Here is a 24,758-nt window from a genome sequence, read left to right as displayed (position 1 = left end):
CGGGTTAAGCGGCGGAAACTGCGTCACGTACCGAGCGGAGAGGGTGCTGTAGCAGGCCCGACCACGGGGCCACGTTTAACCCCGGTTCATACCCCCAGCGGGCAGCGTAATTCGCCTGCGCTGCAGTCATCTGCGCGGCCCCGGCATAGTTTTGATTGCCGTCTGCGATCCCCTCCGGCAACGCCGCCTCGGGCAGGTCAAGGAACTGCGCGATCTGGCGCATGCTGCGGGGGGCATCGGCCACGATATCCTCGTAGCGCAGTACCATTACCGCGTGGAGATAGGGCAGGTCGTCCAACATCTGTGCCTGCGCCGCGATCCAGTGATCCAGCAACTGCTGCGCTGGCGCATCGACCCAGGATGCGACCGAGGCCGCGACTGCTTCGGGATGGCGCAGAACGACCATAAATTGCGACATAGGAAACAGCTGCTGCATAAGCCGCATACGCGTCAGATTTACCGGCGATTTCTCTATCCGCCAGCGCAGGTCTGGGTCGAACCAAGGGGCCCAGTCACGCTCGAGCCGCGTCTTTGTTTCTAAAGAGTTCAGCGGATGTCCTTCGGTCAAATGCTCTGCCGGATTGGTCGCGAAATGCATGGGCCGACCGGACTGCGCGGTATGGGCGATGGCACCCTGCAGATAGACGCCTTCGTTCTCAGGGGCTGCTGCTCCGGTAATACCGCCCGCGCCGGGCAGGGCATTGGCCAGCCGATTGACCAAGGAAGTGCCAGACCGATGCAGCCCGCCGATAAATAGATAACGTGGTGGAATTTTCGGGGTCATCAGTTGCTCATTCAACGGTATGATATTGCGCTATGAACGGCCAGCTAGGGCCGCCGAGGCCCCTTTCCAGGAGCTTGGGGGTTAACTTTTGTTATCGGAACGCAAAGGCTGTCATCGGGGGTTCACCTTTCACAAGGAGACCCATCATGTTCATCTGTCATATTGCCCTCGGGGGCTGTCTCACAGCTCCGACTGTTAATTATGGCGTGACCGAAGATACCGGTGGTCACATCGCTTATATCTTGGGGGCAGCCCGCGCACAGGCAGCGCGGGGGGATGTGGATGCGGTGCAAATCGTAACCCGTGCTTTTGATGATCCCAGCCTCGGGGCGGTCCATGCACAGACCGACCAACAGGTCGGCCGCGGTTTGTCGATCCGGCGGTTGTGGACGGCGGAGCGGGGGTATCTGAGCAAAGAAAATCTGGCTGCTGAAATTTCTGCGCTGGTGGACGCGTTTTTGGCGGACTTGGCGCAGGCGGCGCGGCGGCCAGATGTGATCCATGCGCATTTTGCGGATGCAGCGCACCTGGCACTGGCGGCGCGGGAACGGTTCGGCATTCCGGTGATCTACACGCCGCACTCCTTGGCGCTGAGCAAATCCGGTGCGGTCGTCGATACAGCGCGGATCGAGGCCGAGCGGCGTGCTTTGTTGGAGGCGGATGCCGTCGTGCTGTCATCGCGCGACGAGGCGGAGGTTCAGGTGGCGGCCTATGGGACTGGCGCGCAAGCGCGGGTTCACCGCGTTTCTCCGGGTGTTTCGTTGCGCCGCCCTGCAGGGGCGGGCGCAGGGCGCGCGTTTCTGGCCGACACTCTCAGCGATCCCGACCGCCCGATGCTGCTGGCGGTGGCGCGTCCCGTGGCCCGTAAAAATCTAGCCACTTTGGCAAAGGTATATGCTGACAGCCCTGCGCTGCAGAAACGTGCGAACCTTGTGATCGTTGCGGGCCAACATGGCGATGCCTTGCAGGCCAATCCCGAAGCGCGCGCAGAGTTGGCGCAACTACACGAGGTTTTGGGGACACCGCATCTGTGCGGTCAGGTCGCCCTTCCGCCGCGTCATAGCCAAGCTGATGTTGCAGGTCTTTATGAAGCGGCGGCCCAGACGGGTGGGGTGTTCGTGAACCTCGCTCTGCATGAGCCCTTTGGCCTGACCATGTTGGAAGCCGCGTCTCATGGCTTGCCAGTCGTGGCCACGCAGGAAGGTGGCCCGGCGGATATCGTGGCAGACCTTGGCCACGGCATATGCGTGCCACCACGTGACGTAGAGGCTATCGAGGCTGCGTTGCTGAAGCTGTTGGATAACCGGGCCGTTTGGTCGCAGGCGGCAAAAGCCGGGCGTGCGCATGTGGGGCGCTACGATTGGTCGAAATGGGCCGAAGAGGTGCAGCTTATTTGCGAGGATATCCGCCAGTCTAAGCCACTTCGGGGCGCGCCGGTCATGTTGGCAAGCGATATTGACAACACCCTGACCGGCTGCGCCCCGTCGGCTGCTCTGTTCGATGCTTGGGTTAGGCGTGATCGTCCAGTGTTTGCCGTGGCCACGGGCCGCAGTCTTCCCGAAGCCCGGCGCATCTTGCGCGCATGGCACCTGCCGATGCCGCGTGTCTTCATCACCTCGGTCGGTACTGAAGTTTACCTACCCGATAGCCAAGGGCGCCTTTGTTTAGATGCGCGTTTTGCCCGCAAACTTGATGCAGGGTGGGAGCGTGATCGGGTGGAACGCGCCCTTCTGGATTTCGGGTTCAATTGGCAAGCGCGGGTCGAGCAGCGGCGATGGAAACTGAGCGGATTTGGCGACATGCGCACCGCGCGGCGGCTGGAACGCCATCTGGCGCGGCGGAATGTGGCGGCGCAGATCGTGGCTTCGCATGGTCGGCTTATTGATGTGCTGCCCTTGGCCGCGGGCAAAGGCGCCGCCGTCTGTGCTGCGGCCCGGCAATTGGGCATGTCGATGGACCGTGTGGTTGTCGCCGGGGACAGTGGCAATGATTTCGACATGCTGCAGGCGGTAAATGACGGGCCGGGTCGGGGCATTTTGGTTGGCAATGCCGTGGACGGCTTGCGCGATCGATTGGGAGGCGGGCGACTTTACTACGCGCGTGCATCTCATGCCGCGGGTGTGTTGGAGGGGTTGGAGACCTTTGGCCTTGCGCCCAACGCGATGGAATCGCCGGTCAAGATGGTGGCGCAATGACGCGGCCGATTGGGTATTTCGTGCACCATCAGGGCCGAGGTCATGCCGAGCGCTGCGCGGCGGTGGTGAATGCACTGCCCGAAAGCCAGCCGGTGACTGTCTTTTGCGCAAAACCGGACATATTCACCGATTTCACCCGGCATATTGAGGTTATCACTTTGCCGTCGCTTTTCGAAACCACAGGGGCGGAGGATATCCACGACACCACGAGCGCGCCGGATACGGTGCATTGCGCCCCCTTGGGATGGCCCGGCATCCGGCAAGCAATGGCTCGAATGGCATCTTGGTTTGCCCATGCCAATCCGGTTTTGATGATCAGCGATGTGTCTGCCGAAGTGGCGCAGCTGGCGCGCCTATGCTCGGTGCCGCATGTGAACGTGCTGCAGCATGGGCAGCGTGGGGATGCGGGGCATCACGCGGCCTATGATGGGGCGGTTGGTCTTCTTTGTCCCGGCGCGCAGGCACTGGCTCAACCTGATTGGCCAGTGAGGCATTTGGTTAAGACGCATTTTGCGGGCGGGCTTGGAGTAGACGTAAAGCGGCCCGATCCGGCACAGCGCGCGACGCTGCGTGCACGCATGGGCGTCGCGGCTGATCAACGGTTGGTGGTGGTCATGTCGGGAGGGGGTGGCACCGGCTTTGCCTCGGCCCCCTTTGGGATCGCTGCGCGGGCCATGCCTGACACGACGTTTATCACCATCGGTCAAATGGCACGGGACTGGCACGCAACCGAGCCCGCGAACCTGCACCACCATGGCTGGGTCGAAAATGCGCCAGACTACCTTGCGGCGGCTGACTTGGTCGTGGCCTCGACCGGCAATACCACTTGTCATCAGATCCTCGCGGCGGAAAAGCCGTGGCTGGCTGTACCCGAGTGGCGCTACTTCGATGAACAGATTGAAAAGGCCAACGCGCTTGCCCGCGCCGGCGGCGCCCATCATCTACTGCATTTCCCGTCGTCCGCCGATGCGTGGCGCGCGGCGATCAATACCACATTCGATACCCATGACCCGGCATTGCAACGGTCTTTAGTGAACGAGAATGCCGCGTCCGAAACCGCTCAGTGGCTGTGCGGTTTGGTCGATCAGCTACTTCCCAAAACATCAAATGAAACCGGAGATTTACATGACGTCGTTCACCCCATCCGCGCCTGAGGACATCTTGGTCAGCGCGCTGACGCTTGCGCGGGGCCGCGCGACACATTTGCGCAATGTCATCCTTGGTCTTACCCGTCAAACCCGGCAGCCGGATGAGCTGGTGATCGGGGTGATGCAGGACACGTTATATGATGACCTACCGCAGACTGACTTCCCAATCAGACAGGTGCAGGTCACGGGCCGCGAACTGCCGCTGTCGCGCGCCCGTAATGCAGTTGCTGCTGGCGCAACGGGCGAATGCCTCGTCTTTCTTGATGTCGATTGCATTCCTGCGCCCGACCTCATCGCCGATTACATGGGCTATGCGCGGCCCGGCAATGGGTTGATCATGGGCGAGGTGAACTATTTGCCCGCAGGCACGGCCAGCGAGGGCTGGACCTACAGCAGGCTCGAAGCGGTCGCCGTGCGCCATTCTGACCGCCAAGGGCCACCTGCCGAAGGATTGAAACGCTGCAATGACTACCGCTGCTTTTGGTCGCTAAACTTTGCCATTCACCGCGAAGATTGGGACCAATCCGGCGGTTTCGATGAACGCTTTACCGGCTATGGGGGCGAGGACACCGACTTTGGCCGAGAGTTGGACGCGCGCGGCGTGCCGATTCACTGGGCGAAGGGCGCCAAAGTGTTCCACCAGCACCACGCGCATTGCATGCCGCCCATTCATCACATCCCATCGATCCTTCGCAACACCGAGATTTTCGCAGACAAATGGGGGCATCGCACGATGAACCACTGGCTCACCGCCTTTCGTTTGATGGGGCTGGTGGGCAGCGATGGGGATGCATTGGTGCAGCTGCGCGAGCCGGATGCGGATGATTTTGCCCTTTGTGAACAACAATCGGATCAGCCCTACGCCAATACTGCGCGCGTGCTTCGCCATCTGCGCGGCGAAGAGCAGATCGCGGCGGAATGACCCTGCGCATCGCCATCGTTGGCCATATACGCCACCCCATTGCACCTCCCTTCAAGGGGGGGATGGAGGCGTTTACCCATGGACTTGCACGGCTGCTGGCCGCGCGGGGCCATGATGTGACCCTATTGGCCAGCGGCGATAGCGGGGCAGGGTTGCCACCGGGGGTGAAACTGCTGCCGATTTGCGAGGCCCATTACGACGCCCGCTTTCCATGGCATGATTTTCACGGCACCGAGGCGCTGAATGACCATCTTGATGCCTGCTATGCCCGTGCGGCGCGGCTGTTGTTAGAAGGGCGCTTTGACGTGGTACACAACAACGCGCTGCACCGTTACTTGCCACGCCTATCGCGGGCAGAGCGGGTGCCGATGGTGACATCGCTGCACATCCCGCCGTTCAAAGTTTTACGTGGCGCGTTGATGGATGGGGCAGCACCGTGGCATTTTTCGACCGTCGTTTCAGCGCGGCAGCGCGGCATCTGGTGGCCCGAAGGCGCGCCCGAGACGGCGCAAGTGGTACACAACGGGATCGACCTTTCTGAGTGGTCAGAAGGGGGGCCGGGCGACGGCAGTGCCGTCTGGGCCGGTCGGATCACGCCAACGAAAGGCACGCATCTTGCGGCAGAGGCCGCTCAGATCGCCGGTATGCCGCTGCGTATCTACGGCGCGGTTGAGCATCAGGATTACTTTAACGATATGGTAAGACCGCATCTATACGGCGATGTGGCCTATGTTGGGCATCTGGATACAGCCGCGCTTGGGCGGGCCTATGGCCGGGCGTCGGTTGCGCTTTTCACGCCCCAATGGGAAGAACCCTTCGGCCTCGCTGCGGTAGAGGCGATGGCAACCGGCCTGCCGGTCGCGGCGACCCCGCATGGCGCTGTGGAAGAAGTGCTAGGCGATGCGGGGGTGATTGCGGAAAACGACAGTCCCGAAGCATTGGCCGCGGCCTTGCAGAAGGCGCTTATGATCCCAGCGGAGGTGCCGCGCGCCCGGGTGGCGCGCTTGTTTGACGCGCAGGTGATGGTAGCCAAGTTCGAGCAGCTTTACCAAGGGGCGCTCGCCCAACATGACGTGGCCATGCCACGCATAACATATCCGGCAATTGCCTTGCAGGTGGAAGCGATCGGCCAGCCATTGGCCGAGGCGGGCTAGGGGGCCATCTCGGACTGGGGAACATAAAGGTAGGCGGCTTCAAACATGCCGACCTTATGTAATTCCTTTCGGTCGTGGATCAAAAGCTTCCCTCCTGCCACCGTACAACACCCATGCTCGCGCAACTCGCGCAGAGTACGACTGACGTGCACCGACGTAAGGCCAGTCGCATCTGCGATATCAGTTTGGCGCAGGCTGAAGGGCAGGCTCTGCCGCTCCATCCCGAAGGCGGCGCTCATGCGGGCATCAAATTCGCTTAGGAAATTTGCGACCCGCGCCAAGGCCCGCATGGCGCTGTTGCGCATCACCCAATGACGGTGAATGGAGGCATCGACCAAGGTCATCAGCCACAACTTCCGCGCAAGTTCCACATCGCCATTCAGTAATTCGCGCAGCGGTTCATGCGCGACTATGGCCACACGGGTATCGGCCAGTGTTACGACATCGTGGTCCAGCCGTTTCAGCGGAAAGGCATGTAGATCGACAAATTCCCCGGGGAATTGCAGGGCGACAAACGTATTTCGCGCGCGTTGACCACTTGGCACACTGCGCGCAATCAAACCATCGAGCAGCAAAAGACTGTGATCCAGCAAATCACCCCGGCGGCTGATGACCTCACTGGGAGGATAGTGCATATGTTGGGTCAACAGGGGCGCAACCTTGGCCCACTGCGCATCACTGAGGTGATCGACCATGCCAGAGGGTTTGACGGACATATCGTTATACTTGATCTGTTCGGTGGTCACATGAAGGCCTTTCCGCCCAATCGGAATGGCGCAGCCGCCGTAGGTATCAGGCCCGCGCGCTCATAAATCTATCGAATAGCGTATGATATTGATTTTACCGAAAAATTCAAGAGAGGGCCGGAAATCATAATAAATGTTAAATTTGCTGGCGGCCGTGTTCGGCGCGGCTTTCATGGCGTTGTTCTGCCATTCGACCGGGGCTTGTCGGGGCAGGGGGGGCTGTTTATAAGCGGCCCTATGACACGCCTCACCGCGATCATTATTCGAATTATATCCCCGGCGCTCTGATCCAATGAGACGCCGGGCCGAGGTGTTTGAGCCGCTCGCACCGAACCAAATTGAATAACCCCCCATATGCCTAAAGGACGCCCCCCATGTGCGCCGAGACCCCCGACTATAAAGCCACGCTGAACCTGCCCAAAACCGATTTCCCGATGCGCGCCGGATTGCCCAAGCGCGAGCCCGGCTGGTTGGAGCGTTGGGAGAAGATCGGCGTCTATGACCGCCTGCGCGAGAAAGAGGGCCGCCAGCCCTTCACGCTGCATGACGGCCCTCCTTATGCCAACGGGCATCTGCACATCGGCCACGCCCTGAACAAAACGATCAAGGATATGATCGTGCGGTCGCACCAAATGATGGGTTATGACGCGCGTTATATCCCCGGCTGGGATTGCCACGGCCTGCCGATCGAGTGGAAAATCGAAGAGCAGTACCGCAAAAAGGGCCGCGACAAGGATCAGGTGCCGATCAACGAGTTTCGGTCCGAGTGTCGCGAGTTTGCGCGTGGCTGGGTTGACGTGCAGCGCGAAGAGTTCAAGCGTTTGGGCATCACCGGCAATTGGGAGAACCCCTACCTCACGATGGATTTCCACGCCGAGCGGGTGATCGCCGAGGAATTCATGAAGTTCCTGATGAACGGCACGCTTTATCAAGGCTCCAAGCCCGTGATGTGGTCGCCGGTTGAGAAGACCGCGCTGGCCGAGGCCGAGGTCGAGTATCACGACAAGGAAAGCCACACGGTTTGGGTGAAGTTCAAGGTCGTCGGCACCGAGGGTGATCTCGACGGCGCCCAGGTGGTGATCTGGACCACGACGCCTTGGACCATGCCAAGCAACAAGGCCGTGGTTTACGGCGAGGGCATTTCCTATGGCCTTTACGAAGTGACCGCGACGCCGGACGAATGCTGGGCCAATGTTGGCGAGCGTTTCCTGCTGGCCGATGATCTTGCGGCGGATGTCTTTGCCCGTGCCCGTCTTGAGGACGGCATGTGGCAGCGCGTTCGCGGTGTCGAGAATGACGAGCTGTCCAAAATCTCGCTCCTGCACCCGCTGGCTGGGGCCGACGGGGCAAACGGCGAGTGGGACGACCTGCGCGATTTCCGTGCCGCTGATTTCGTGACCTCGGATGAGGGTACGGGCTTTGTGCATTGCGCACCTTCCCACGGCCTCGAAGAATATGAACTCTACCGCGATCTGGGCATGCTGCCGCAGGTCATCACCTATAACGTCATGGAAGATGGCCGCTTTCGCGACGATCTGCCGTTCTTTGGCGGCAAGGCGATCCTCAAGCCGAACGGCAAAGAGGGCAATGCCAATAGCGCAATCATCGACAAGCTGGTCGAGGTTGGCGGGCTGCTGGCGCGGGGCAAGATCAAGCACAGCTATCCGCATTCTTGGCGCTCGAAAGCACCCGTTATCTACCGCAACACGCCGCAGTGGTTTGCCGCGATCGACAAGGTGGTGGGCGACGGGCTGGATACGCATGGCAAAACCATCCGCGAGCGCGCGCTGACCGAGATCGACAACGTCAACTGGACGCCGAAATCCGGCCGCAACCGCCTGCACTCGATGATGGAGGCGCGGCCCGACTGGGTGCTGAGCCGCCAGCGTGCTTGGGGCGTGCCGCTGACCTGCTTCGTGCGCAAGGGTGTCGCCCCAACGGATGAGAACTTCCTGCTGCGCAATGACGAGGTGAACAAGCGCATCGTCGAGGCGTTTGAGGTTGAAGGCGCGGATGCGTGGTATGTCGATGGCGCCAAAGAGCGCTTCCTTGAGGGCATCGTCGACCCGGCGGAATTCGATCAGGTGACCGACATCCTCGACGTCTGGTTCGACAGCGGCTCGACCCATGCCTTCACCCTGCGCGACCGTGAAGATGGGACCGAGGACGGCATCGCGGACGTCTATATGGAAGGCACCGACCAGCACCGCGGGTGGTTCCACTCCTCGCTGTTGCAGTCGGTCGGCACCACGGGCCGCGCGCCTTACCGCAATGTCGTGACCCATGGTTTCACGCTGGACGCCAAAGGCATGAAGATGTCCAAGTCCATCGGCAACACCATCGTGCCCGAGAAGATCGTGCAGCAGTACGGCGCGGATATCCTGCGGCTTTGGGTGGCGCAGACCGATTACACCGCCGACCAGCGGATCGGGGATGAGATCCTTAAAGGCGTGGCCGACAGCTATCGCCGCTTGCGCAATACCATGCGCTATATGTTGGGCGCGTTGAATGACTTTAGCGAGGCAGATCGTGTCGATCCCGCCGAGATGCCGGAGCTTGAGCGTTGGGTGCTGCACCGGGTGGCGGAGTTGGACAAGGTCGTGCGTGACGGTTTTGCGCGCTTTGACTTCCAAGGCGTGTTTCAGGCGGTGTTCACCTTTGCCACGGTCGATCTCTCGGCCTTCTACTTCGATATCCGCAAGGACGCGCTTTACTGCGACGGCGACACCCTGCGCCGCCGCGCCGCGCGCACGGTGCTGGATATCCTGTTCCACCGTTTGACGACATGGCTTGCCCCCGTGCTGGTCTTCACCATGGAAGAAGTCTGGCTGGAGCGGTTCCCCGGCGATGAGTCTTCGGTGCATCTGATCGACATGCCCGAGACGCCCGAAGCATGGTTGAACCCTGAACTGGCGGCGAAATGGGCCAAAGTCCGCGCCGCGCGCCGTGTGGTGACCGCAGCGTTGGAAGTGCAGCGGACTGAGAAGGTCATCGGGGCTTCGCTTGAGGCCGCCCCCGTGGTGCATGTCGACGACGCAGCGCAGCGCGAAGCGTTGCAAAGCGTGTCGTTCGAGGACGTGGCCATCACCTCTGACATCACCGTAACCGGCGATGCGGCCCCGGCGGAGGCGTTCCGGATGCCCGAGACCCAAGGCGTGGCCGTGGTGTTCGAAAAGGCCGAAGGCGCGAAATGCGAGCGCTGCTGGAAGGTGCTGCCGGATGTCGGCACGCATGCCAATCCGGGCGTTTGTGGCCGCTGTGACGAAGCAGTGCGAGAGGCTTTGGCGGAAGCCTGAAGCTAGCAGTAGAACTGATGAAACGGGCGACGGTCAAACCGCCGCCCGTTTTTCTTTGCTACCTCTCAAACCGCCCCGCCCGGTGGCGCACCGGGCATCGCCCTCCCTACCCCCGGAGGGCGATTTTACTGCGTCATCACAGATCGCTGCCTCGGCGTTCTCTGCGCCCCCATACCAACCAAATAAGTATTAACGCCCCCCAGGGAGGGCGATGCCCTCAGCACTCTTTCGCGGCGGTGCGTTCTGGGGCAGGGTGGTCGGATGAAACAAGCCTCCCTCTCCACGCCCTTCGGCGATCTGATCTTAACCGAAGACGACGGCGCGATTACGGCGCTCGGCTGGGGGCAGGCGGCGCGGCAGGACCGCTCGGACCTGCTTGATGCCGCACTGGGCCAACTCAACGAATACGCATCAGGCGCGCGCCAGAGCTTCGACCTACCACTGCGCGTCAGGGGCAGCGATTTCCAACTCCAGGTCTGCGCCGCGATTCTCGCGATTCCGTTCGGCGATACACGCACTTATGGAGAGATTGCCCGCGATCTCGATGTCCCTGCACAAGCGGTGGGGAGAGCCTGTGGTGGCAATCCGATCCCACTCATTATCCCGTGTCACCGGGTGATGGGTGCAAAGGGGCTCACCGGGTTTAGCGGGGCAGGCGGGGTCGAAACCAAGGTTGCCCTGCTGCGCCATGAAGGTGCTGCGGGCTTGTTGATTTAAGTGGCTTCAATCTTCGCCAATGGGCATCAACTGCTGCGCAGCACCTGCGAAAACAAGGTAAATTGATGTCACAACCAAACCCCAATGCGCCCAGCTTTCGGGGTCAAAGTTCACCCAAGCAGACCAGCCCGCAAAGAAGGTCCATGCCAGCGCCATGGGCAATGTCACCGGACGCCAGCGCTCCGTTCGCACGGGATGCACGAACTTAATCGGCAGGAACATCGCCGCGGCAAGGACCGTCACCACGATCAGGCTGACCCACCATTCGGGTTGCAACGCAAAGAGCACCAGCACCAGCATATTCCAGCAACCGGGAAAGCCTTTAAAGGAATTATCCTTTGTTTTCATGCGGGTGTCAGAGAAATACATGACGCTCGCAAAGGTGATGATGATAATCATCGCCCAACCGCTCCACCCATCCATAAGGCCCGAAGTGAACAACGCGAATGCCGGGATGAAGACGTAAGTGAGGTAGTCGATGATCAGATCCATCAAGACGCCATCGAACTCGGGCGCGTTGGTCTTTACATCGTATTTACGCGCCAATGGCCCGTCGATGCCATCGACAAAAAAGGCAATCACCAGCCAGAGGAACATCAAATCCCATTTTTCTTCCACGGCGGCGAGCATGGCAAGCATCGCCAAGACTGCACCCGTGGCAGTAAAAAGGTGAACGAAAAGGGCGCGCATTTGTATGGTCATGTGTCTGCATCGCAAATCCGACAGGGGGATGCAAAGGAAACTCAATTACAGGTGGCAAAAACCGGCGTAAGAGTGGCGGGGAGGCGGGGCTGGCCTTGACGTCACGGTCAAACACGCAGGAAAAGCGCCCAAGTCCTGCGCTTCGGGTTGACGGCTACCGCGATTCCCCTTAAAGCCAGCGAACCAATTCAGGGTCGGCTCTGCGCGGCCCCCACGTTATGTGTTTTTCCGGATCGCTGGAAGGACACAACAGCAAAAGGATGAACCCATGTCGCGCCGTTGCGAATTGACCGGAAAAGGCCCGATGACGGGCAACAACGTAAGCCACGCTAACAACCGTACACGCCGTCGGTTCTTGCCGAACCTCAACGACGTGTCGTTGCAGTCCGAAGCACTGGGCCGCGCGTTCAAGCTGCGCATCTCTGCTGCAGCTCTGCGCACCGTCGATCACCGCGGTGGTTTGGACAAGTTCCTGGCGAAAGCCAAGGACGTTGAGCTGTCCGACAACGCGTTGAAGATCAAAAAAGCGATCGCGAAATCCAGCGCGACTGCCGATGTATTGAGCTAAGGCTTAACACAGACGAGATTGGGGCCTCGATCCGAAAGGATCGGGGCCTTTTTTGTTTTGGGTTTAGGATTTTCTTTAGGTTTTCGGGTTTACTAGGGGGCCACTGGAGGCAGCCAATCGGGATTTTGTTGTGCAGAACTATGTTTTTATTCGGGAAACCTTGGAAGGGCGCGCTAATTGATCTTCCGACATTTGTTGTTCTGGCCATGCTACCTGCCAAGCGGGGCCCAGATCATGCATCAAGATCGGAGACTTCATGACTAACCCCACACCCGGCACGCCCCCCTCCGACACGAATGAGATCGAGACAGATTTCGAAGTCGGCCAAGATAACATCGACGGCACCCTCGGCCCGTTGGGCTTTGACATACACAACCCGGTCTTCATGGTATCCGGTCTGACGGCAGTGGCCTTTGTGCTCCTGACGATGCTCTTTCCAGACCAGGCAGGGGTGCTCTTTCTCGCCGTTCGGGATTTTGCCACCACCAAGCTGGATTGGCTGTTCATGATCATCGTAAATATCTTCGTGATTTTCTGTATTGCGTTAATCTTTCTGCCCGTCTCAAAAGTCAGGCTGGGTGGCAAAGACGCTGTGCCGGAGTATTCTTACCCCGCGTGGTTTGCCATGCTTTTCGCGGCGGGTATGGGGATCGGGCTCCTGTTCTTTGGTGTGCTTGAGCCTGTGTATCATATGAACGTCTCCGGCCCTCTGGGGGTGCCGCTGCCGATTGCCGAAGACGGCTCAATCATCCCTGAGAACGTCGAGGCGGCACGTGCCATGGGGCTTGCAGCGACGTTTTATCATTGGGGTCTGCATGGCTGGGCGGTCTATGCCATCATGGCGCTGGCACTCGCATTGTTCACCTATAACAAGGGTTTGCCCTTTTCTATCCGGTCGTGTTTCTACCCAATCCTCGGTGATCGCGTTTGGGGGTGGCCGGGTCATATCATCGACATCTTGGCCGTGTTTGCCACGCTTTTTGGACTGGCCACATCGCTCGGGCTTGGCGCGCAGCAAGCCAACGCCGGGTTTAACTTTGCCTTCGGGCTTGAGATTTCGACCAATGCCCAGGTGATAATCATCTTATTGGTGACCGCTGTGGCGTTGGTATCGGTTTGGCGTGGGTTGGACGGCGGGGTCAAGATTCTGTCCGAAGTGAACATGGTCGTGGCGATCTTGTTCTTTCTATTCGTGCTTTTCGTTGGCCCGACTTTGGTGGGCCTCGATGGATTCTGGACCGGGCTGGTCGCCTACACCCAAGAGATCATTCCGTTATCAAACCCGTTCGGGCGGGAGGACGATGCGTACCGCGAGAGCTGGACCGCTTTCTATTGGGCGTGGTGGATTTCCTGGGCGCCTTTTGTGGGCATGTTCATCGCGCGGGTTTCGCGGGGGCGGACGGTGCGAGAGTTTATCATCTGCGTCTTGCTGATCCCCTCGTTGATCATCTTTATCTGGATGGGTGTTTTTGGCGGTATCGCGATTGAGCAAATCCTTACCAGCCCTGAGACCTCGCTGGTCAAAGCCAATGTGATCGACAGCTACTCGCCTGAACTGTCACTCTTTGGGATGCTGAATGAACTGCCCTTTACCAAGGTGGCGTCGACCATCGCGATTCTTCTGGCGCTGGTGTTCTTTGTGACGTCATCGGATTCGGGTTCACTGGTCGTCGATACGATCACGGCGGGCGGTAAGATCGACGCGCCGGTGCCTCAGCGAATCTTTTGGTGCATTGTTGAAGGATTGATTGCCATCGTTCTGCTGATCGGTGGCGGGCTATCTGCGCTGCAGGCTGGCGTTACGGCCACGGGGGTTCCATTTGCCATCCTGATGCTGGTGATGTGCTACACGGTTTACAAAGGGCTCAGCAGCGAGCCGCGGTAAAAAATCGCGCAGGCGCGCCCTTTTGTGGCGCGCCCGCGCTTAACTGCGCAAGACTTCGTCAACCCACGCGGGGATTGTTTGGCTGGCTGGGCCGATGCGGTGATCTTCAAACTGATTGCCTACGGCTGAGCGTTCTAGATTGAACTCTATCGTATGCGCCCCGGCGCGGCGGGCTTCGGCGACGAAACCGGCGGCGGGGTAGACGTTGCCTGAGGTGCCGACTGCCGCGAAGATGTCGGCCTCGGCCAAGTGTTGAAAAAGCGTATCCATCTCATAGGGCATTTCGCCAAACCAGACGATATCGGGCCGCGCGGCAGGGGCGTTGCAGGCGGGGCAGGAATCGCCGGGCGCCATAAACATCGGGGCAGGCCAGCGATAATCGCAGGCAGCGCAAAGCGCACCTTTGAGGGCGCCGTGCATATGCATGACATTCTGCGAGCCACCCTGTTCGTGCAGATCGTCGACGTTTTGGGTGATGACCACGACTTCACCATTAAGCTCGGCTTCCAGCCGGGCCAGCGCCTGATGTGCGGCGTTGGGCGACACTTCTGCAGCCTGGGCGCGACGGGCGTTGTAGAAATCGACAACTAGTTTGGGATTGCGGGCGAAGCCCTCGGGCGTGGCCACGTCTTCGACCCGGTGCTGCGCCCAAAGGCCATCAGAGGCGCGAAAGGTCTCAAGCCCGCTCTCGGCCGAGATGCCCGCGCCGGTAAGGATCACGATTTTGGTCATGGCTGATTAGTCTCCGATCCGGTTGTCGTCTTCAAGCAGGTGAAACCCCTCGGCCAGCCACGGGAGCTGCGCGATGGCGGGGGCGATTATGTGGGTCTGCATCAACTGCCGCACGGTTTGGGCGATGTCGCGCGGCACGGGGCCGGACCATTCGGCCCCGGCGAACAGCGAGATGGTCCGCGCCGGCACTGGGGCGGGCAGGGGGCAAGCGGCCAGCTTGTTGTGAAACCGCGCGGCGCGCATGTAGCCCAAGGGCGTTGTGATTGCCCAACCGATGCCGCGCGCCACCATGGCCATCAGCGCCAGATGGCTGCCGATCTCGAACCGTGCAGGTAAGTTATGACCCTGGGCAGAAAGATGGGCTTCGATCTGCCGCGCGATCAACTGGTCGGCGGCATATCGCAGGAAAGGCAGCTGGGTGTCGCCGCTTAGCAAGACCGCGGGATCATGTGGCGTCGCTGCGGGGGTGACGATGATAAAGGGATCGCGGGCCAGCGGATATTCCAGCACTGCGTCCAGCTTGCTGTCGATCTGAGCAGAAAGCGCCATATGTAGGCTTTTTTCGCGCAAGGCATCGGCCAATTCATTGCTGCCTGCGGTGATCATGCGAAAGCGGCATCCGGTCAGGCTGTCGCCAAGGATCGTGGCAAGGCGCGGCGTCAGGTCATCATCGAAATCATCAATCACGCCGAGGTTTAGTGCGTCTAAATGCGCGAGGTCCATTACGGTCACTTCGCTCTGCGCTTGCCGAAGCTCCGATAGCGCAAGTCCGGCACGGCGCAAAAACATCTGTCCGGCTTGGGTCAGACGCATTGGACGGCGTGTGTGATCGACCAGCTCAGCGCCGACGGCGGCTTCAAGTTTGCGCATTTGCTGGCTGACGGCGGGTTGGCTGAGCCCCGTGGCCTGTGCAGCCTGTGCCACCGATCCGCTGCGCGCCAGCGCCTCAAACACTTCGATGCCCCGAAGGGTGATGCCTTTGTTAAGCATGTGCGTCCCATCTCTTTCAGATCTTGTGAAACTACGGGCCGCTCAGGTCAAGCGTTTGCCCGAGGAACTGGCAAGTCGGATTTGGAAATGGTGAAACTGCACAGGCCCCACCTGATCCCTTTAGCCACCCCTTGAAGCCCCCGCCAAAGCCGCGCAGACTGCGCCGAATGCAGTCCCGGAGCACAAAATGAAAATTGCCACAGCCGCCTATCCGCTCGATATTTTGACCTCTTGGGCGCAGTACGAAGACAAGCTGGCCCATTGGGTCGCAGAGGCAGCCGTGCAGGGAGCGGACCTATTGGTGTTCCCCGAATACGCCGCGATGGAATTGGCCACGCTTGATGGGGCCGAGGTGGCCGGGGATTTGGAGCGGTCGCTCTTTTCGGTTTCCGAAAAGCTGGATGAGGCGGACCGGCTGCATTTGAAACTCGCGGCGGAGCATAACGTGCATATCGTTGCAGGCTCCGGCCCCGCGGCTACTGACAGTCGCCCGGTCAACCGCGCGCGGTTAATCACGCCTTCGGGGCAGGTGGGGGTGCAGGACAAGCAGATCATGACCCGGTTTGAACGTGAAGAGTGGGGCGTGATCGGGGGCAATGCGCTTCAGGTTTTCGAGACGGCGATCGGCAAAATCGGCATCCTGATTTGTTACGATAGTGAGTTTCCCTTGCTGGGTCGTGCGCTGGCGGACTGCGATGTGATCTGCGTGCCAAGCGTGACAGAAACACTGGCAGGCTATTGGCGTGTGCGCATCGGCTCCATGGCCCGCGCGCTGGAGAATCAGTGCATTACGGCAATGTCTTCGGTGGTCGGCGCGGCGGATTGGTCAGACGCATTGGGTCAATCCTTTGGCGCGGGGGGCATTTTTTGCCCGCCCGATCGGGGCTTCCCGCCGACGGGTATTTTGGGCCTGCGCGAGGTGAATGCCCCCGGCTGGACCATTGCAGACGCCGATTTGGCACAGGTTGCCGAGGTGCGCGCAGACGGTATCGTGCTCAACCGAAGGGACTGGCAAGACCAGATTGGTCGCGAAGGAACGGCGATAAACGTCGCTTTGCGCTGAATCCCCCTTGAAAAAGCCCAAGAATGCGCCCATTTAAGCCTGCGCCCTCAAATTGGAGGGTATTGTGCTCAAGGAGAGACCATGGCCAAGGAAGATACGCTCGAATTTCCCGGTGTCGTGAAGGAACTCCTGCCTAACGCGACGTTTCGGGTCGAGCTGGAAAACGGCCATGAGATCATCGCGCATACGGCAGGCAAGATGCGGAAAAACCGCATCCGTGTTCTGGCTGGCGACAAAGTTCAGGTGGAAATGACACCCTATGATTTGACCAAGGGTCGGATCAACTATCGCTTCAAGTAAGCGGCACCGCGTTCGCGCGTTGCGCGGCGCAGGCGGGGCCGTGCGCGGCCCCGACCGGGCTGCCGGCCTCAGACAAAGAGGCCCATAAGATGCAGTTCATTCTCGGATCAGGATCACCGCGCCGGTTGGAGCTTTTGGCCCAGATCGGTGTGGCCCCCGATGCGATTCGCGCTCCCGATATTGATGAGACCCCCCACAAGGCCGAGCTGCCGCGCCCCTATTGCGCCCGGATGGCGCGCGAAAAAGTGGCGGCAGTGCCTGCTGAGGCAGATGATATCGTGCTTTGCGCGGACACTACCGTTGCGATTGGCCGGCGTATCTTGGGCAAACCAACGGATGAAGCGGAGGCCGAGGCCTTTTTGCGTCTGATGTCGGGCCGTCGGCACAAAGTAATCACCGCCGTGGCGGTGAAGCGCGGCGAAAAGCTATGGCAGCGCGATGTGCAAAGCATCGTAAAGATGAAATCCCTCTCCAAGCCTGAAATCCGTCGCTACCTCGCCACCGGCGATTGGCGCGGCAAAGCGGGTGGCTATGGGATCCAAGGCCCCGCTGGCGCGCTTATCCCATGGATCAGCGGCTCATTCACTGCAATCGTCGGCCTGCCATTGGCCGAGGCTGCGAACCTGCTGCAAGCGGCAGGCTACCCATTTGACGGAGGTGCCGCATGAAGGGCCGAACGATTATTCTCGACCATCTTGGCGATAATGAAGCTGCCGCGCTCATGGTGGACGGAAAGCTGGACGATTTTCTAATCGACAGCGATGCGCCGCGTGTCGGCACCGTTTACCGCGCGATTGCGGATCGCCCTGTAAAGGGGCAGGGGGGCATGTTCCTAAAAACCCCTGACGGCGCGGCGTTCTTGCGGCAGATCAAAGGTCTAGCGCCCGGTCAGACGATCCTCGTGCAGGTCTCGGGCCATGCTGAACCGGGCAAAGCGATTCCTGTCACCAACAAACTGCTGTTCAAATCGCGCTATGCCATCGTGACGCCCGATGCGCCGGGGTTGAATATCTCGCGCTCTATTAAGGACGAGCAAGAGCGCGACCGGCTGCTCGAAATCGCCCATGAAGCAGCGGGCGGAGCAGAATTGGGTCTGATCTTACGGTCTTCTTGCGCGGGTGCTGATGCCGATGACATCGCGGAAGACATCGCCAATATGATGGCTTTGGCCGACACCGTGGCCAATGACGACGCGCAGGAGATGGACGTGCTGAGCGAAGGTGATGGCCCACATCTGCTGGCATGGCGCGACTGGGTAGCACCTGCGGAGATCGTGACCGAGGCCGGAAGTTTTGCAGAACACGGAGTTCTGGAGGAGCTCGACCGGCTGACCTCGGCTCAGGTGCCGCTCGGCAACGGCGCGTCGATCTACGTAGAGCCGACCCGCGCGCTTGTTGCCGTGGATGTGAACACAGGCAGCGACGCATCTCTCGCCGCAGGGGTTAAAGCCAACATGGCCTGCGCCCGCGTGCTGCCACGTGCGCTACGTCTGCGCGGGTTGGGCGGGCAGATCACACTTGATCTTGCCCCCATGCCCAAAAAAGATCGCCGCATCTTCGAGAGTGCCCTGCGTGCCGCGTTTCGCGCCGATGAGGTGGATACGACGCTGGTCGGTTGGACGCCACTGGGCCATTACGAGCTGCAGCGCAAACGCGCCCGCCCGGTGCTGGCGGAGGTTCTTGCGGGGGCAGATCAATGAGCTGCCCTATCTGCAAAGCCGAGACCGTCAAAGCGCACCGCCCCTTCTGCTCGCGCCGCTGTGCTGACATTGATTTGGGACGTTGGTTCAACGGCAGCTATGCCGTTCCCTCGCGCGATCCTGAAGACGTTGAAGCGGCCATTGACGCCGTCGAAGCAGCACAAGACAGCCCCGCAAGGTCCCATTAACGCGAGATAAATTGCGTTTCGGGAAAAGAAGTGAGTTTCAGGGTAAAATGGGGCTGGACACCTCGCGCCACAGGTCCTAGAACCCGCTCACCCAACCTCGAAAGAGGTAACCCGTGCCCGGGTAGCTCAGGGGTAGAGCAGTGGATTGAAAATCCTCGTGTCGGTGGTTCGATTCCGCCCCCGGGCACCACTTAAATAATTGAAAACATTATTTTATTGTCTTGTTGGATTTTCCGAGCTCGCCCTTCAATTAGTTACACACTGCTATACCCTTCTATCACGGGCTCATCTTGGCCGAAGTTCCCAAAAATCGAATACTATAGACTAAGCAGTTGCGTAGAGGCTTGGCGATCTTGTTGACCGCGTGAAGTCCTTACTGGCTAATTCGATATAGAGACCCGTAAGCAAGTCTTTGAAAAGACGTTCTCTTACCCGTCTGTAAAACGCACTACACTGGCTGATATGTCAGGACAATGGATCGACCGTTTTCACGAACGCAAGCCGCCGAAGTATATCACACTCGAGGTGGACAGTTCTGTCAGACACACGGCGCACAGGAGGGCACGGCATGGAACAGTCATTTCGGCTATATGTGTTATCACCCGCTGTTCGTCTTCAACCAACATGGCCACCTCGAACGCTGCGCTCAGCGCCGCGGTAATGTACATAGCGCGGATGGATGGAAAGGGGTTCTGAAGTCTATCATAGCGCGATATGCGAACCGCCACCCTATGCGGTTCTTCCGGGGCGATGCTACCTTCGCCCGTTCGCCTCCGTACCAATCGTGTTCTCCAGGGCGGGACCGCCCAAATGGTCAAGCGCCCGGTGGGTCGTCCGCCAAAAGATGTGAGGCGTATCTAAGAGGACTTTGAGTATCAGGCGGTGTCTTGGGACAAGCCTCGCCGTGTTGTCGCCAAGGTCGAGTAGCATCCCGGTGAGTTGCTCCCGCGCATCGGAAGGACCACCCAGGGTTGCATGCGTGTGCTATCACAAACGGCTCTGAGATATTTCTTGCGATGAAGCTCCAACCATCTAACATATGGTCAATTGGTAATTTTAATAACCAAAAAGATCGACCAACGAAGACTCTGGGAGGAGAAAAAATGAAAGAATCTAGAACCATCAACCGGCGTTCGTTTCTGACGAAATCCGCCGTTGCCGGGGGTGCTGCTGCTGGCAGCATGCTCGCCGCACCAGCCGTGCTGGCGCAAGCTCCAATCGTCGTGAAGATGCAGACGTCTTGGAATGATGCGAACATTTGGCAGGATTTCGCACGCGACTACGCTACACGGGTCGAGGAAATGTCTGGCGGCCGCATGAAGGTCGACGTGCTGCCAGCCGGTGCTGTTGTCGCCGCGTTCCAGGTGCTGGATGCTGTGAACGACGGCCTGATTGACGCGGCCCACTCCGTGCCAGTCTACTGGTACGGCAAGAACAAGGCCGCATCCCTGTTCGGCACAGGCCCCGTTTTCGGCGGTTCCGCTACAACGATGCTGTCGTGGTTCTATCAGGGTGGCGGTCAGGAGCTTTATAACGAGCTAACACAGGACATCATGGGCCTCGACGTCGTGGGATACCTTGGCTTCCCCATGTTCGCTCAGCCCTTCGGCTGGTTCAAGCAGGAGGTCAACACAGTCGCTGACCTTCAGGGGTTCAAATACCGCACAGTAGGCCTTGCTGCCGACTTGTTGCAGAAGATGGGCATGTCTGTTGCTCAGCTTCCCGGCGGCGAAATCGTCCCCGCGATGGAACGTGGCGTGATCGACGCTTTTGAATTCAACAACCCATCGTCGGACAAGGACTTTGGCGCGCATGACGTTGCCAAGAACTACTACCTCTCTTCGTACCATCAGGCATCGGAAAGCTTTGAGTTCCTGTTCTCCAAGCAGTTCCTCGAAGACCTTGATCCCGATCTGCAGGCGATTCTGAAATATGGCGTTGAGGCTGTTTCCACGGCCAACACCGCCAAGGCGATGGACCGCTATTCTGCCGACCTGCAATTCCTGCAGAACGAAGCGGGTGTAACCGTACACCGGACGTCCAAGGAAATTCTGGACGCACAGTTAAAAGCATGGGACGAGCTGATCCCCGAGCTCGAATCCGATCCGTTTATGAAAAAGACACTCGACAGCCAGCGCGACTGGGTCAGCCGCGTGTCTTATTATGAGCTTATGAACGCGCCCGACTACGGCCTCGCGTACGAGCATTACTTCCCCGGCAAGATCAAGATGTGATCCGTTAAGGCAGTAGATTGGAACGAGCCCCGGCACCTGTTGTGCCGGGGTTTCCACACGAGGTATCCCAGCATCATGGTCTCTTTCATTCGGTTCGCCGACAATCTTTCTGCATGGTTCGGCAAGTCTTTTGCCTGGCTGATCCTGTTGATGTCTTTGGGCACAGGTTACGAGGTGTTCGTGCGCTATGTGCTGAACGACCCCACTGCCTGGGCGCTGGACGTGTCGTTTATCATGTACGGCACTCTGTTCATGATGGGCGGAGCCTATACCCTGTCGCGGGGCGGTCACGTACGGGGCGATTTCCTGTACCGGCTATTGCAGCCCAAGACGCAGGCCAAGATCGACATCGTGCTTTACATATTCTTCTTTTTTCCCGGTGTAACCGCGCTCATCCTGTCTGGCTGGAAATATGCCGCGCGGTCCTGGCAATACGGCGAAGTGTCGGTCAACAGTCCGGCGGGCGTGCCGATTTATCAGTTCAAGGCGGTGATCGTCGCTGCTGGAATTCTTCTTTTTATTCAGGGGATGGCACAAGTTTGCCGCTGCATCCTTGCTATGCGCAATAACTACTGGCTGGAAGCCTATGAGGACGTATTCGAGACCGAAGACCTTCTGATGCGCGCTGCCAACAAGGCCGAGAAAGACCATATCACATGACCGATCCGCAAATTGCCCTGATGATGCTGGGGCTGTTCATTATCTTTGTTTTCCTCGGCTTTCCCATTGCGTTCACGCTAATGGCAATGGGTATCGGCTTTGGCTACTACGCCTATTACGACGCGGGCCGCATGTGGCGCAGCTTTGACCGGCTGGATGAAACCGCAAGCAGTTGGGACAGTTGGTCTTTATGGTTCGAAGGGTTCTATAATAACCGAATATTCGACTTATTCGTGAACCAGACCTTCACGGTCATGTCGAACGAGGTTCTGACCGCTGTCCCGTTGTTCCTGTTCATGGGGTATATCGTTGAACGGTCCAACATCGTGGACCGTCTGTTTACCACGCTGAACATCGCGTCCAAGAACATACCGGGCTCCATGGGTGTGGCGGCGCTGATCACCTGTGCGCTTTTCGCCACGGCCACAGGTATTGTTGGCGCGGTGGTGACGCTGATGGGCCTGTTGGCTCTGCCCGCGATGCTGAAAGCGCGTTATGATCCGTCCTTTGCGGCTGGTATTATCTGTGCCGGTGGCACCTTGGGGATCCTGATCCCGCCCTCTATCATGCTCATTGTCTATGCGGCGGCGACCAACGTCTCCATCGTGCGGCTTTACGCAGCGGCGCTGCTTCCCGGCTTGACGCTGGTAGGTCTCTATCTTGTCTACATTGTTGGTCGCTCACTCCTCCAGCCCTCTGCGGCCCCAAAGCCCACGGACGACGAAGTGCCGGATGTGCCCATGGGCAAACTGATTTGGTTGATCATCACGTCATTCGTGCCGCTTGCCTTCCTGATTTTCGCCGTTCTGGGCTCAATCCTGTTCGGCCTGGCCACCCCCTCGGAGGCGGCGTCGATCGGTGCCCTTGGCGGTATCTTCCTTGCCTTCATCTACCGGGCGATGACGTGGCAGCGGATGCGCGAAAGCGTTTATTTAACCGTTCGCACAACCGCGATGGTCTGCTGGCTGTTCGTGGGGTCCTACACCTTCTCGGCCGTGTTCTCGTACCTTGGCGGAGAGCATGTGATTTCCGAGTTCGTGCAATCCATGAACCTGACTCCAATCCAGTTCCTGATCCTTGCGCAGCTGATCATCTTCCTGCTGGGTTGGCCACTGGAATGGTCCGAGATCATCATCATCTTCGTGCCAATTTTTCTGCCGCTGCTTGAGGTGTTTGGAATTGACCCGCTGTTCTTCGGCATCCTTGTTGCCCTGAACCTGCAGACCAGCTTTCTAACCCCGCCGATGGCGATGTCGGCCTATTACCTTAAGGGGATTGCGCCGCCCGAACTGCGACTGACCCAGATCTTCAGCGGCGTCATGCCGTTCCTGTTCTGCGTCATCCTATCGATGGTTCTGATGTATGCTTTCCCACAGATCGTATTCTATCTGCCGGAGTTGTTCTATGGCCGCTGATAGGTCCCAATCCGCAGGCATTGCAGCGTCACCCAGTGTGACCCTGCTGCGCGACCGTCTGGCATCCGGTGCGCTGGATGCGCTGACGCTGGTAGACAGCTACATCGCGCGGATCGAGGCCCGCGAGGCTGAAGTCGGCGCGTGGGCATGGTTCGATCCCGAGTTTGCCCGTGCGCAGGCACGCAACCTCGATGCATACCGCCGAAGCGGTCGCCCGCTTGGACGTTTGCACGGGCTGCCTGTCGCATTGAAGGACGTGATCGATACGGCGAAAATCCCGACAGAGAACGGCTGCGTTCGTGATGCGGACCGGATTCCTCTGCGGGATGCGTTCGTCGTGGAGCGGCTCAAGAAGGAAGGCGCTATTATCATGGGCAAGACGGTCACGACCGAGCTTGCCTTCATGCATCCCGGCAAGACGGCAAATCCACATAATCTGGCACATACCCCTGGCGGGTCCTCCCAAGGCTCTGCCGCTGCTGTCGCTGACGGTATGGTACCGCTTGCCATTGGCACCCAAACCGGCGGGTCCATTATCAGGCCAGCGTCCTTTTGCGGCGTCACGGGTTATAAGCCCACATTCGGCGCAATCCCCCGGCGCGGTATTCTTGCGCAATCTCCGACACTAGACACTGTTGGCGTATTTGCCTCCGACCCCGCCGGTGCCGCGTTGCTGGCCGAGATACTGTTCGGTGACGATCCCGAGGACAGTGCGACGGCCCTGCAGCCCACCCCGGCGCTGCACACGGCGGCGCTGTCCAAGCCACCCATTGCCCCAGTCTTTGGTTTCGTAAAACCGCCCGGTTGGGACACGGCAGATCAGCAGATGCGTAGTGCCTTCGATGAATTGGTCGACGCTCTTGGCGATCAGGCGTTCGAGATGCCTTTGCCTGCGATTTTCAACGACGCGGCAGAACAACGCAAAAAGATCAACTTTGCCGAAATGGCCTATCACTATTACCCCTATGCCCGCGACATGGGCGATAGCTTGGGTCAAGTAACACGCGACGCAATCGCAGAAGGCAACGCCGTCCCGGCGCGTGATTATCTTTCGGCCTGCGACATGCCGAAACTGTTGAACGCGGCCCTGGACGAGATGCTGACGCGCTGCGATGCGATCCTTTGCCCTGCTGCCACCGGGCCCGCCCCCAATGGGTTGGAAACAACCGGCGATCCGATCTTTAACGGGTTATGGACGCTTTGTGGGACCCCTTGCATCACGTTGCCGATGCTCACCTCGGAAGAAGGGCTACCAATGGGCGTTCAACTAGTCGCCGCCCGCGATAATGACGCGCGCCTGATGCTGACTGCCCAATGGCTCTTCAACTGGGCCGATGGCGCGGAACAATAAGGAAGATAT

At 59.4% G+C, this 24,758-nt stretch carries 22 protein-coding genes, 1 tRNA gene and 1 pseudogene; 19 read left to right on the top strand and 5 right to left on the bottom strand.

Features of this window, described 5'->3' with window-relative positions:
* Positions 1–4 precede the first annotated feature (4 nt).
* A complete protein-coding gene (locus DSM14862_RS11330) occupies positions 5–784 on the bottom strand; it encodes a sulfotransferase family protein (RefSeq protein ID WP_007120545.1) in 780 nt (259 codons plus the stop codon).
* Positions 785–930: 146 nt separating this feature from the next.
* On the opposite strand from DSM14862_RS11330, the gene DSM14862_RS11325 reads away from it, so the two are divergent.
* The 4 genes from DSM14862_RS11325 to DSM14862_RS11310 are packed head-to-tail and all read left to right on the top strand — an operon-like array spanning position 931 to position 6,203.
* The gene (locus tag DSM14862_RS11325; RefSeq protein ID WP_007120544.1) at positions 931–2,979 is read left to right on the top strand and encodes an HAD family hydrolase; all 2,049 of its coding nucleotides are present in this window, start codon (positions 931–933) and stop codon (positions 2,977–2,979) included.
* Positions 2,976–4,133 (top strand): glycosyltransferase, encoded by a 1,158-nt coding sequence (locus tag DSM14862_RS11320; protein ID WP_007120543.1) that lies wholly within the window; start codon positions 2,976–2,978, stop codon positions 4,131–4,133. Before DSM14862_RS11325 ends, DSM14862_RS11320 begins: the two co-directional genes overlap by 4 nt.
* Positions 4,105–5,049, top strand: a complete 945-nt coding sequence (locus DSM14862_RS11315) for a glycosyltransferase family 2 protein (RefSeq protein WP_007120542.1) — start codon at positions 4,105–4,107, stop codon at positions 5,047–5,049. Before DSM14862_RS11320 ends, DSM14862_RS11315 begins: the two co-directional genes overlap by 29 nt.
* Positions 5,046–6,203: a glycosyltransferase gene (locus tag DSM14862_RS11310; RefSeq protein WP_007120541.1), complete on the top strand. Its 1,158-nt coding sequence runs from the start codon at positions 5,046–5,048 to the stop codon at positions 6,201–6,203. The genes DSM14862_RS11315 and DSM14862_RS11310 overlap by 4 nt, the downstream gene beginning before the upstream one ends.
* Here the strand turns inward: DSM14862_RS11310 and DSM14862_RS11305 are convergent.
* Positions 6,200–6,949, bottom strand: a complete 750-nt coding sequence (locus tag DSM14862_RS11305; protein ID WP_007120540.1) for a Crp/Fnr family transcriptional regulator — start codon at positions 6,947–6,949, stop codon at positions 6,200–6,202. The two genes, DSM14862_RS11310 and DSM14862_RS11305, sit on opposite strands and share 4 nt — an antisense overlap.
* 374 nt (positions 6,950–7,323) lie before the next feature.
* Between DSM14862_RS11305 and ileS the strand changes: the two genes are divergently transcribed.
* A complete protein-coding gene (gene ileS, locus DSM14862_RS11300) occupies positions 7,324–10,245 on the top strand; it encodes an isoleucine--tRNA ligase (protein ID WP_007120538.1) in 2,922 nt (973 codons plus the stop codon).
* Positions 10,246–10,506: 261 nt separating this feature from the next.
* Entirely contained in the window at positions 10,507–10,962 is a 456-nt protein-coding gene (locus tag DSM14862_RS11295) for a methylated-DNA--[protein]-cysteine S-methyltransferase (protein ID WP_007120537.1), read from the top strand.
* A 6-nt stretch (positions 10,963–10,968) separates the two neighbouring features.
* Here DSM14862_RS11295 and DSM14862_RS11290 read toward each other — a convergent pair whose 3' ends face one another.
* Entirely contained in the window at positions 10,969–11,664 is a 696-nt protein-coding gene (locus DSM14862_RS11290) for a CDP-alcohol phosphatidyltransferase family protein (RefSeq protein ID WP_040701555.1), read from the bottom strand.
* A 268-nt stretch (positions 11,665–11,932) separates the two neighbouring features.
* Between DSM14862_RS11290 and rpmB the strand changes: the two genes are divergently transcribed.
* Both rpmB and DSM14862_RS11280 read left to right on the top strand, forming a co-directional pair.
* A complete protein-coding gene (rpmB, locus tag DSM14862_RS11285; protein ID WP_007120535.1) occupies positions 11,933–12,232 on the top strand; it encodes a 50S ribosomal protein L28 in 300 nt (99 codons plus the stop codon).
* Between the two features lie 256 nt (positions 12,233–12,488).
* Positions 12,489–14,117 (top strand): BCCT family transporter, encoded by a 1,629-nt coding sequence (locus DSM14862_RS11280; RefSeq protein WP_007120534.1) that lies wholly within the window; start codon positions 12,489–12,491, stop codon positions 14,115–14,117.
* A gap of 39 nt (positions 14,118–14,156) precedes the next feature.
* Here the strand turns inward: DSM14862_RS11280 and DSM14862_RS11275 are convergent, their stop codons facing one another.
* On the bottom strand, positions 14,157–14,849 hold the full coding sequence (locus DSM14862_RS11275) for an NAD-dependent deacylase (protein WP_007120533.1): 693 nt from the start codon (positions 14,847–14,849) through the stop codon (positions 14,157–14,159).
* 6 nt (positions 14,850–14,855) lie between these two features.
* A complete protein-coding gene (locus tag DSM14862_RS11270) occupies positions 14,856–15,839 on the bottom strand; it encodes a LysR family transcriptional regulator (RefSeq protein ID WP_007120532.1) in 984 nt (327 codons plus the stop codon).
* Positions 15,840–16,026: 187 nt separating this feature from the next.
* Here DSM14862_RS11270 and DSM14862_RS11265 point away from each other — a divergent pair, with 187 nt between their 5' ends.
* From DSM14862_RS11265 to DSM14862_RS11215, 11 genes and pseudogenes are all read left to right on the top strand, one after another.
* Positions 16,027–16,902, top strand: coding sequence for a carbon-nitrogen hydrolase family protein (locus DSM14862_RS11265; protein WP_007120531.1), 876 nt, complete (start codon positions 16,027–16,029; stop codon positions 16,900–16,902).
* Positions 16,903–16,983: 81 nt separating this feature from the next.
* A complete protein-coding gene (gene infA, locus DSM14862_RS11260) occupies positions 16,984–17,202 on the top strand; it encodes a translation initiation factor IF-1 (RefSeq protein ID WP_005978431.1) in 219 nt (72 codons plus the stop codon).
* A gap of 89 nt (positions 17,203–17,291) precedes the next feature.
* Complete coding sequence (locus DSM14862_RS11255; protein WP_007120530.1) at positions 17,292–17,870, top strand: Maf family protein; 579 nt, start codon at positions 17,292–17,294, stop codon at positions 17,868–17,870.
* Positions 17,867–18,901 carry a ribonuclease E/G gene (locus DSM14862_RS11250; protein ID WP_007120529.1) on the top strand — a complete coding sequence of 345 codons (1,035 nt, stop codon included), beginning with the start codon at positions 17,867–17,869 and terminating at the stop codon, positions 18,899–18,901. The genes DSM14862_RS11255 and DSM14862_RS11250 overlap by 4 nt, the downstream gene beginning before the upstream one ends.
* Complete coding sequence (locus DSM14862_RS11245) at positions 18,898–19,089, top strand: DNA gyrase inhibitor YacG (RefSeq protein WP_007120528.1); 192 nt, start codon at positions 18,898–18,900, stop codon at positions 19,087–19,089. The genes DSM14862_RS11250 and DSM14862_RS11245 overlap by 4 nt, the downstream gene beginning before the upstream one ends.
* Before the next feature lie 115 nt (positions 19,090–19,204).
* Positions 19,205–19,279 (top strand) — tRNA-Phe (locus tag DSM14862_RS11240).
* 254 nt (positions 19,280–19,533) lie between these two features.
* Positions 19,534–20,013 (top strand): annotated as a pseudogene (locus tag DSM14862_RS11235) (transposase); the annotation flags it as partial.
* Between the two features lie 179 nt (positions 20,014–20,192).
* Complete coding sequence (locus DSM14862_RS11230) at positions 20,193–21,323, top strand: TRAP transporter substrate-binding protein (RefSeq protein WP_007120526.1); 1,131 nt, start codon at positions 20,193–20,195, stop codon at positions 21,321–21,323.
* Positions 21,324–21,398: 75 nt separating this feature from the next.
* A complete protein-coding gene (locus DSM14862_RS11225; protein WP_007120525.1) occupies positions 21,399–21,983 on the top strand; it encodes a TRAP transporter small permease subunit in 585 nt (194 codons plus the stop codon).
* On the top strand, positions 21,980–23,398 hold the full coding sequence (locus DSM14862_RS11220) for a TRAP transporter large permease (RefSeq protein WP_007120524.1): 1,419 nt from the start codon (positions 21,980–21,982) through the stop codon (positions 23,396–23,398). Before DSM14862_RS11225 ends, DSM14862_RS11220 begins: the two co-directional genes overlap by 4 nt.
* Positions 23,388–24,749, top strand: a complete 1,362-nt coding sequence (locus tag DSM14862_RS11215) for an amidase (RefSeq protein WP_007120523.1) — start codon at positions 23,388–23,390, stop codon at positions 24,747–24,749. The genes DSM14862_RS11220 and DSM14862_RS11215 overlap by 11 nt, the downstream gene beginning before the upstream one ends.
* The last annotated feature ends 9 nt before the right edge of the window (positions 24,750–24,758 follow it).

Source organism: Sulfitobacter indolifex (assembly GCF_022788655.1).
Taxonomy (GTDB): domain Bacteria; phylum Pseudomonadota; class Alphaproteobacteria; order Rhodobacterales; family Rhodobacteraceae; genus Sulfitobacter; species Sulfitobacter indolifex.
This window is presented reverse-complemented; position numbering and strand designations above follow the sequence as displayed.

Coding starts and splice junctions, on each gene's coding strand:
- DSM14862_RS11330 (WP_007120545.1), bottom strand. CDS start 784: ATGACCCCGAAAATTCCACCACGTTATCTATTTATCGGCGGGCTGCAT.
- DSM14862_RS11325 (WP_007120544.1), top strand. CDS start 931: ATGTTCATCTGTCATATTGCCCTCGGGGGCTGTCTCACAGCTCCGACT.
- DSM14862_RS11320 (WP_007120543.1), top strand. CDS start 2,976: ATGACGCGGCCGATTGGGTATTTCGTGCACCATCAGGGCCGAGGTCAT.
- DSM14862_RS11315 (WP_007120542.1), top strand. CDS start 4,105: ATGACGTCGTTCACCCCATCCGCGCCTGAGGACATCTTGGTCAGCGCG.
- DSM14862_RS11310 (WP_007120541.1), top strand. CDS start 5,046: ATGACCCTGCGCATCGCCATCGTTGGCCATATACGCCACCCCATTGCA.
- ileS (WP_007120538.1), top strand. CDS start 7,324: ATGTGCGCCGAGACCCCCGACTATAAAGCCACGCTGAACCTGCCCAAA.
- DSM14862_RS11295 (WP_007120537.1), top strand. CDS start 10,507: ATGAAACAAGCCTCCCTCTCCACGCCCTTCGGCGATCTGATCTTAACC.
- DSM14862_RS11290 (WP_040701555.1), bottom strand. CDS start 11,664: ATGACCATACAAATGCGCGCCCTTTTCGTTCACCTTTTTACTGCCACG.
- rpmB (WP_007120535.1), top strand. CDS start 11,933: ATGTCGCGCCGTTGCGAATTGACCGGAAAAGGCCCGATGACGGGCAAC.
- DSM14862_RS11280 (WP_007120534.1), top strand. CDS start 12,489: ATGACTAACCCCACACCCGGCACGCCCCCCTCCGACACGAATGAGATC.
- DSM14862_RS11275 (WP_007120533.1), bottom strand. CDS start 14,849: ATGACCAAAATCGTGATCCTTACCGGCGCGGGCATCTCGGCCGAGAGC.
- DSM14862_RS11270 (WP_007120532.1), bottom strand. CDS start 15,839: ATGCTTAACAAAGGCATCACCCTTCGGGGCATCGAAGTGTTTGAGGCG.
- DSM14862_RS11265 (WP_007120531.1), top strand. CDS start 16,027: ATGAAAATTGCCACAGCCGCCTATCCGCTCGATATTTTGACCTCTTGG.
- infA (WP_005978431.1), top strand. CDS start 16,984: ATGGCCAAGGAAGATACGCTCGAATTTCCCGGTGTCGTGAAGGAACTC.
- DSM14862_RS11255 (WP_007120530.1), top strand. CDS start 17,292: ATGCAGTTCATTCTCGGATCAGGATCACCGCGCCGGTTGGAGCTTTTG.
- DSM14862_RS11250 (WP_007120529.1), top strand. CDS start 17,867: ATGAAGGGCCGAACGATTATTCTCGACCATCTTGGCGATAATGAAGCT.
- DSM14862_RS11245 (WP_007120528.1), top strand. CDS start 18,898: ATGAGCTGCCCTATCTGCAAAGCCGAGACCGTCAAAGCGCACCGCCCC.
- DSM14862_RS11230 (WP_007120526.1), top strand. CDS start 20,193: ATGAAAGAATCTAGAACCATCAACCGGCGTTCGTTTCTGACGAAATCC.
- DSM14862_RS11225 (WP_007120525.1), top strand. CDS start 21,399: ATGGTCTCTTTCATTCGGTTCGCCGACAATCTTTCTGCATGGTTCGGC.
- DSM14862_RS11220 (WP_007120524.1), top strand. CDS start 21,980: ATGACCGATCCGCAAATTGCCCTGATGATGCTGGGGCTGTTCATTATC.
- DSM14862_RS11215 (WP_007120523.1), top strand. CDS start 23,388: ATGGCCGCTGATAGGTCCCAATCCGCAGGCATTGCAGCGTCACCCAGT.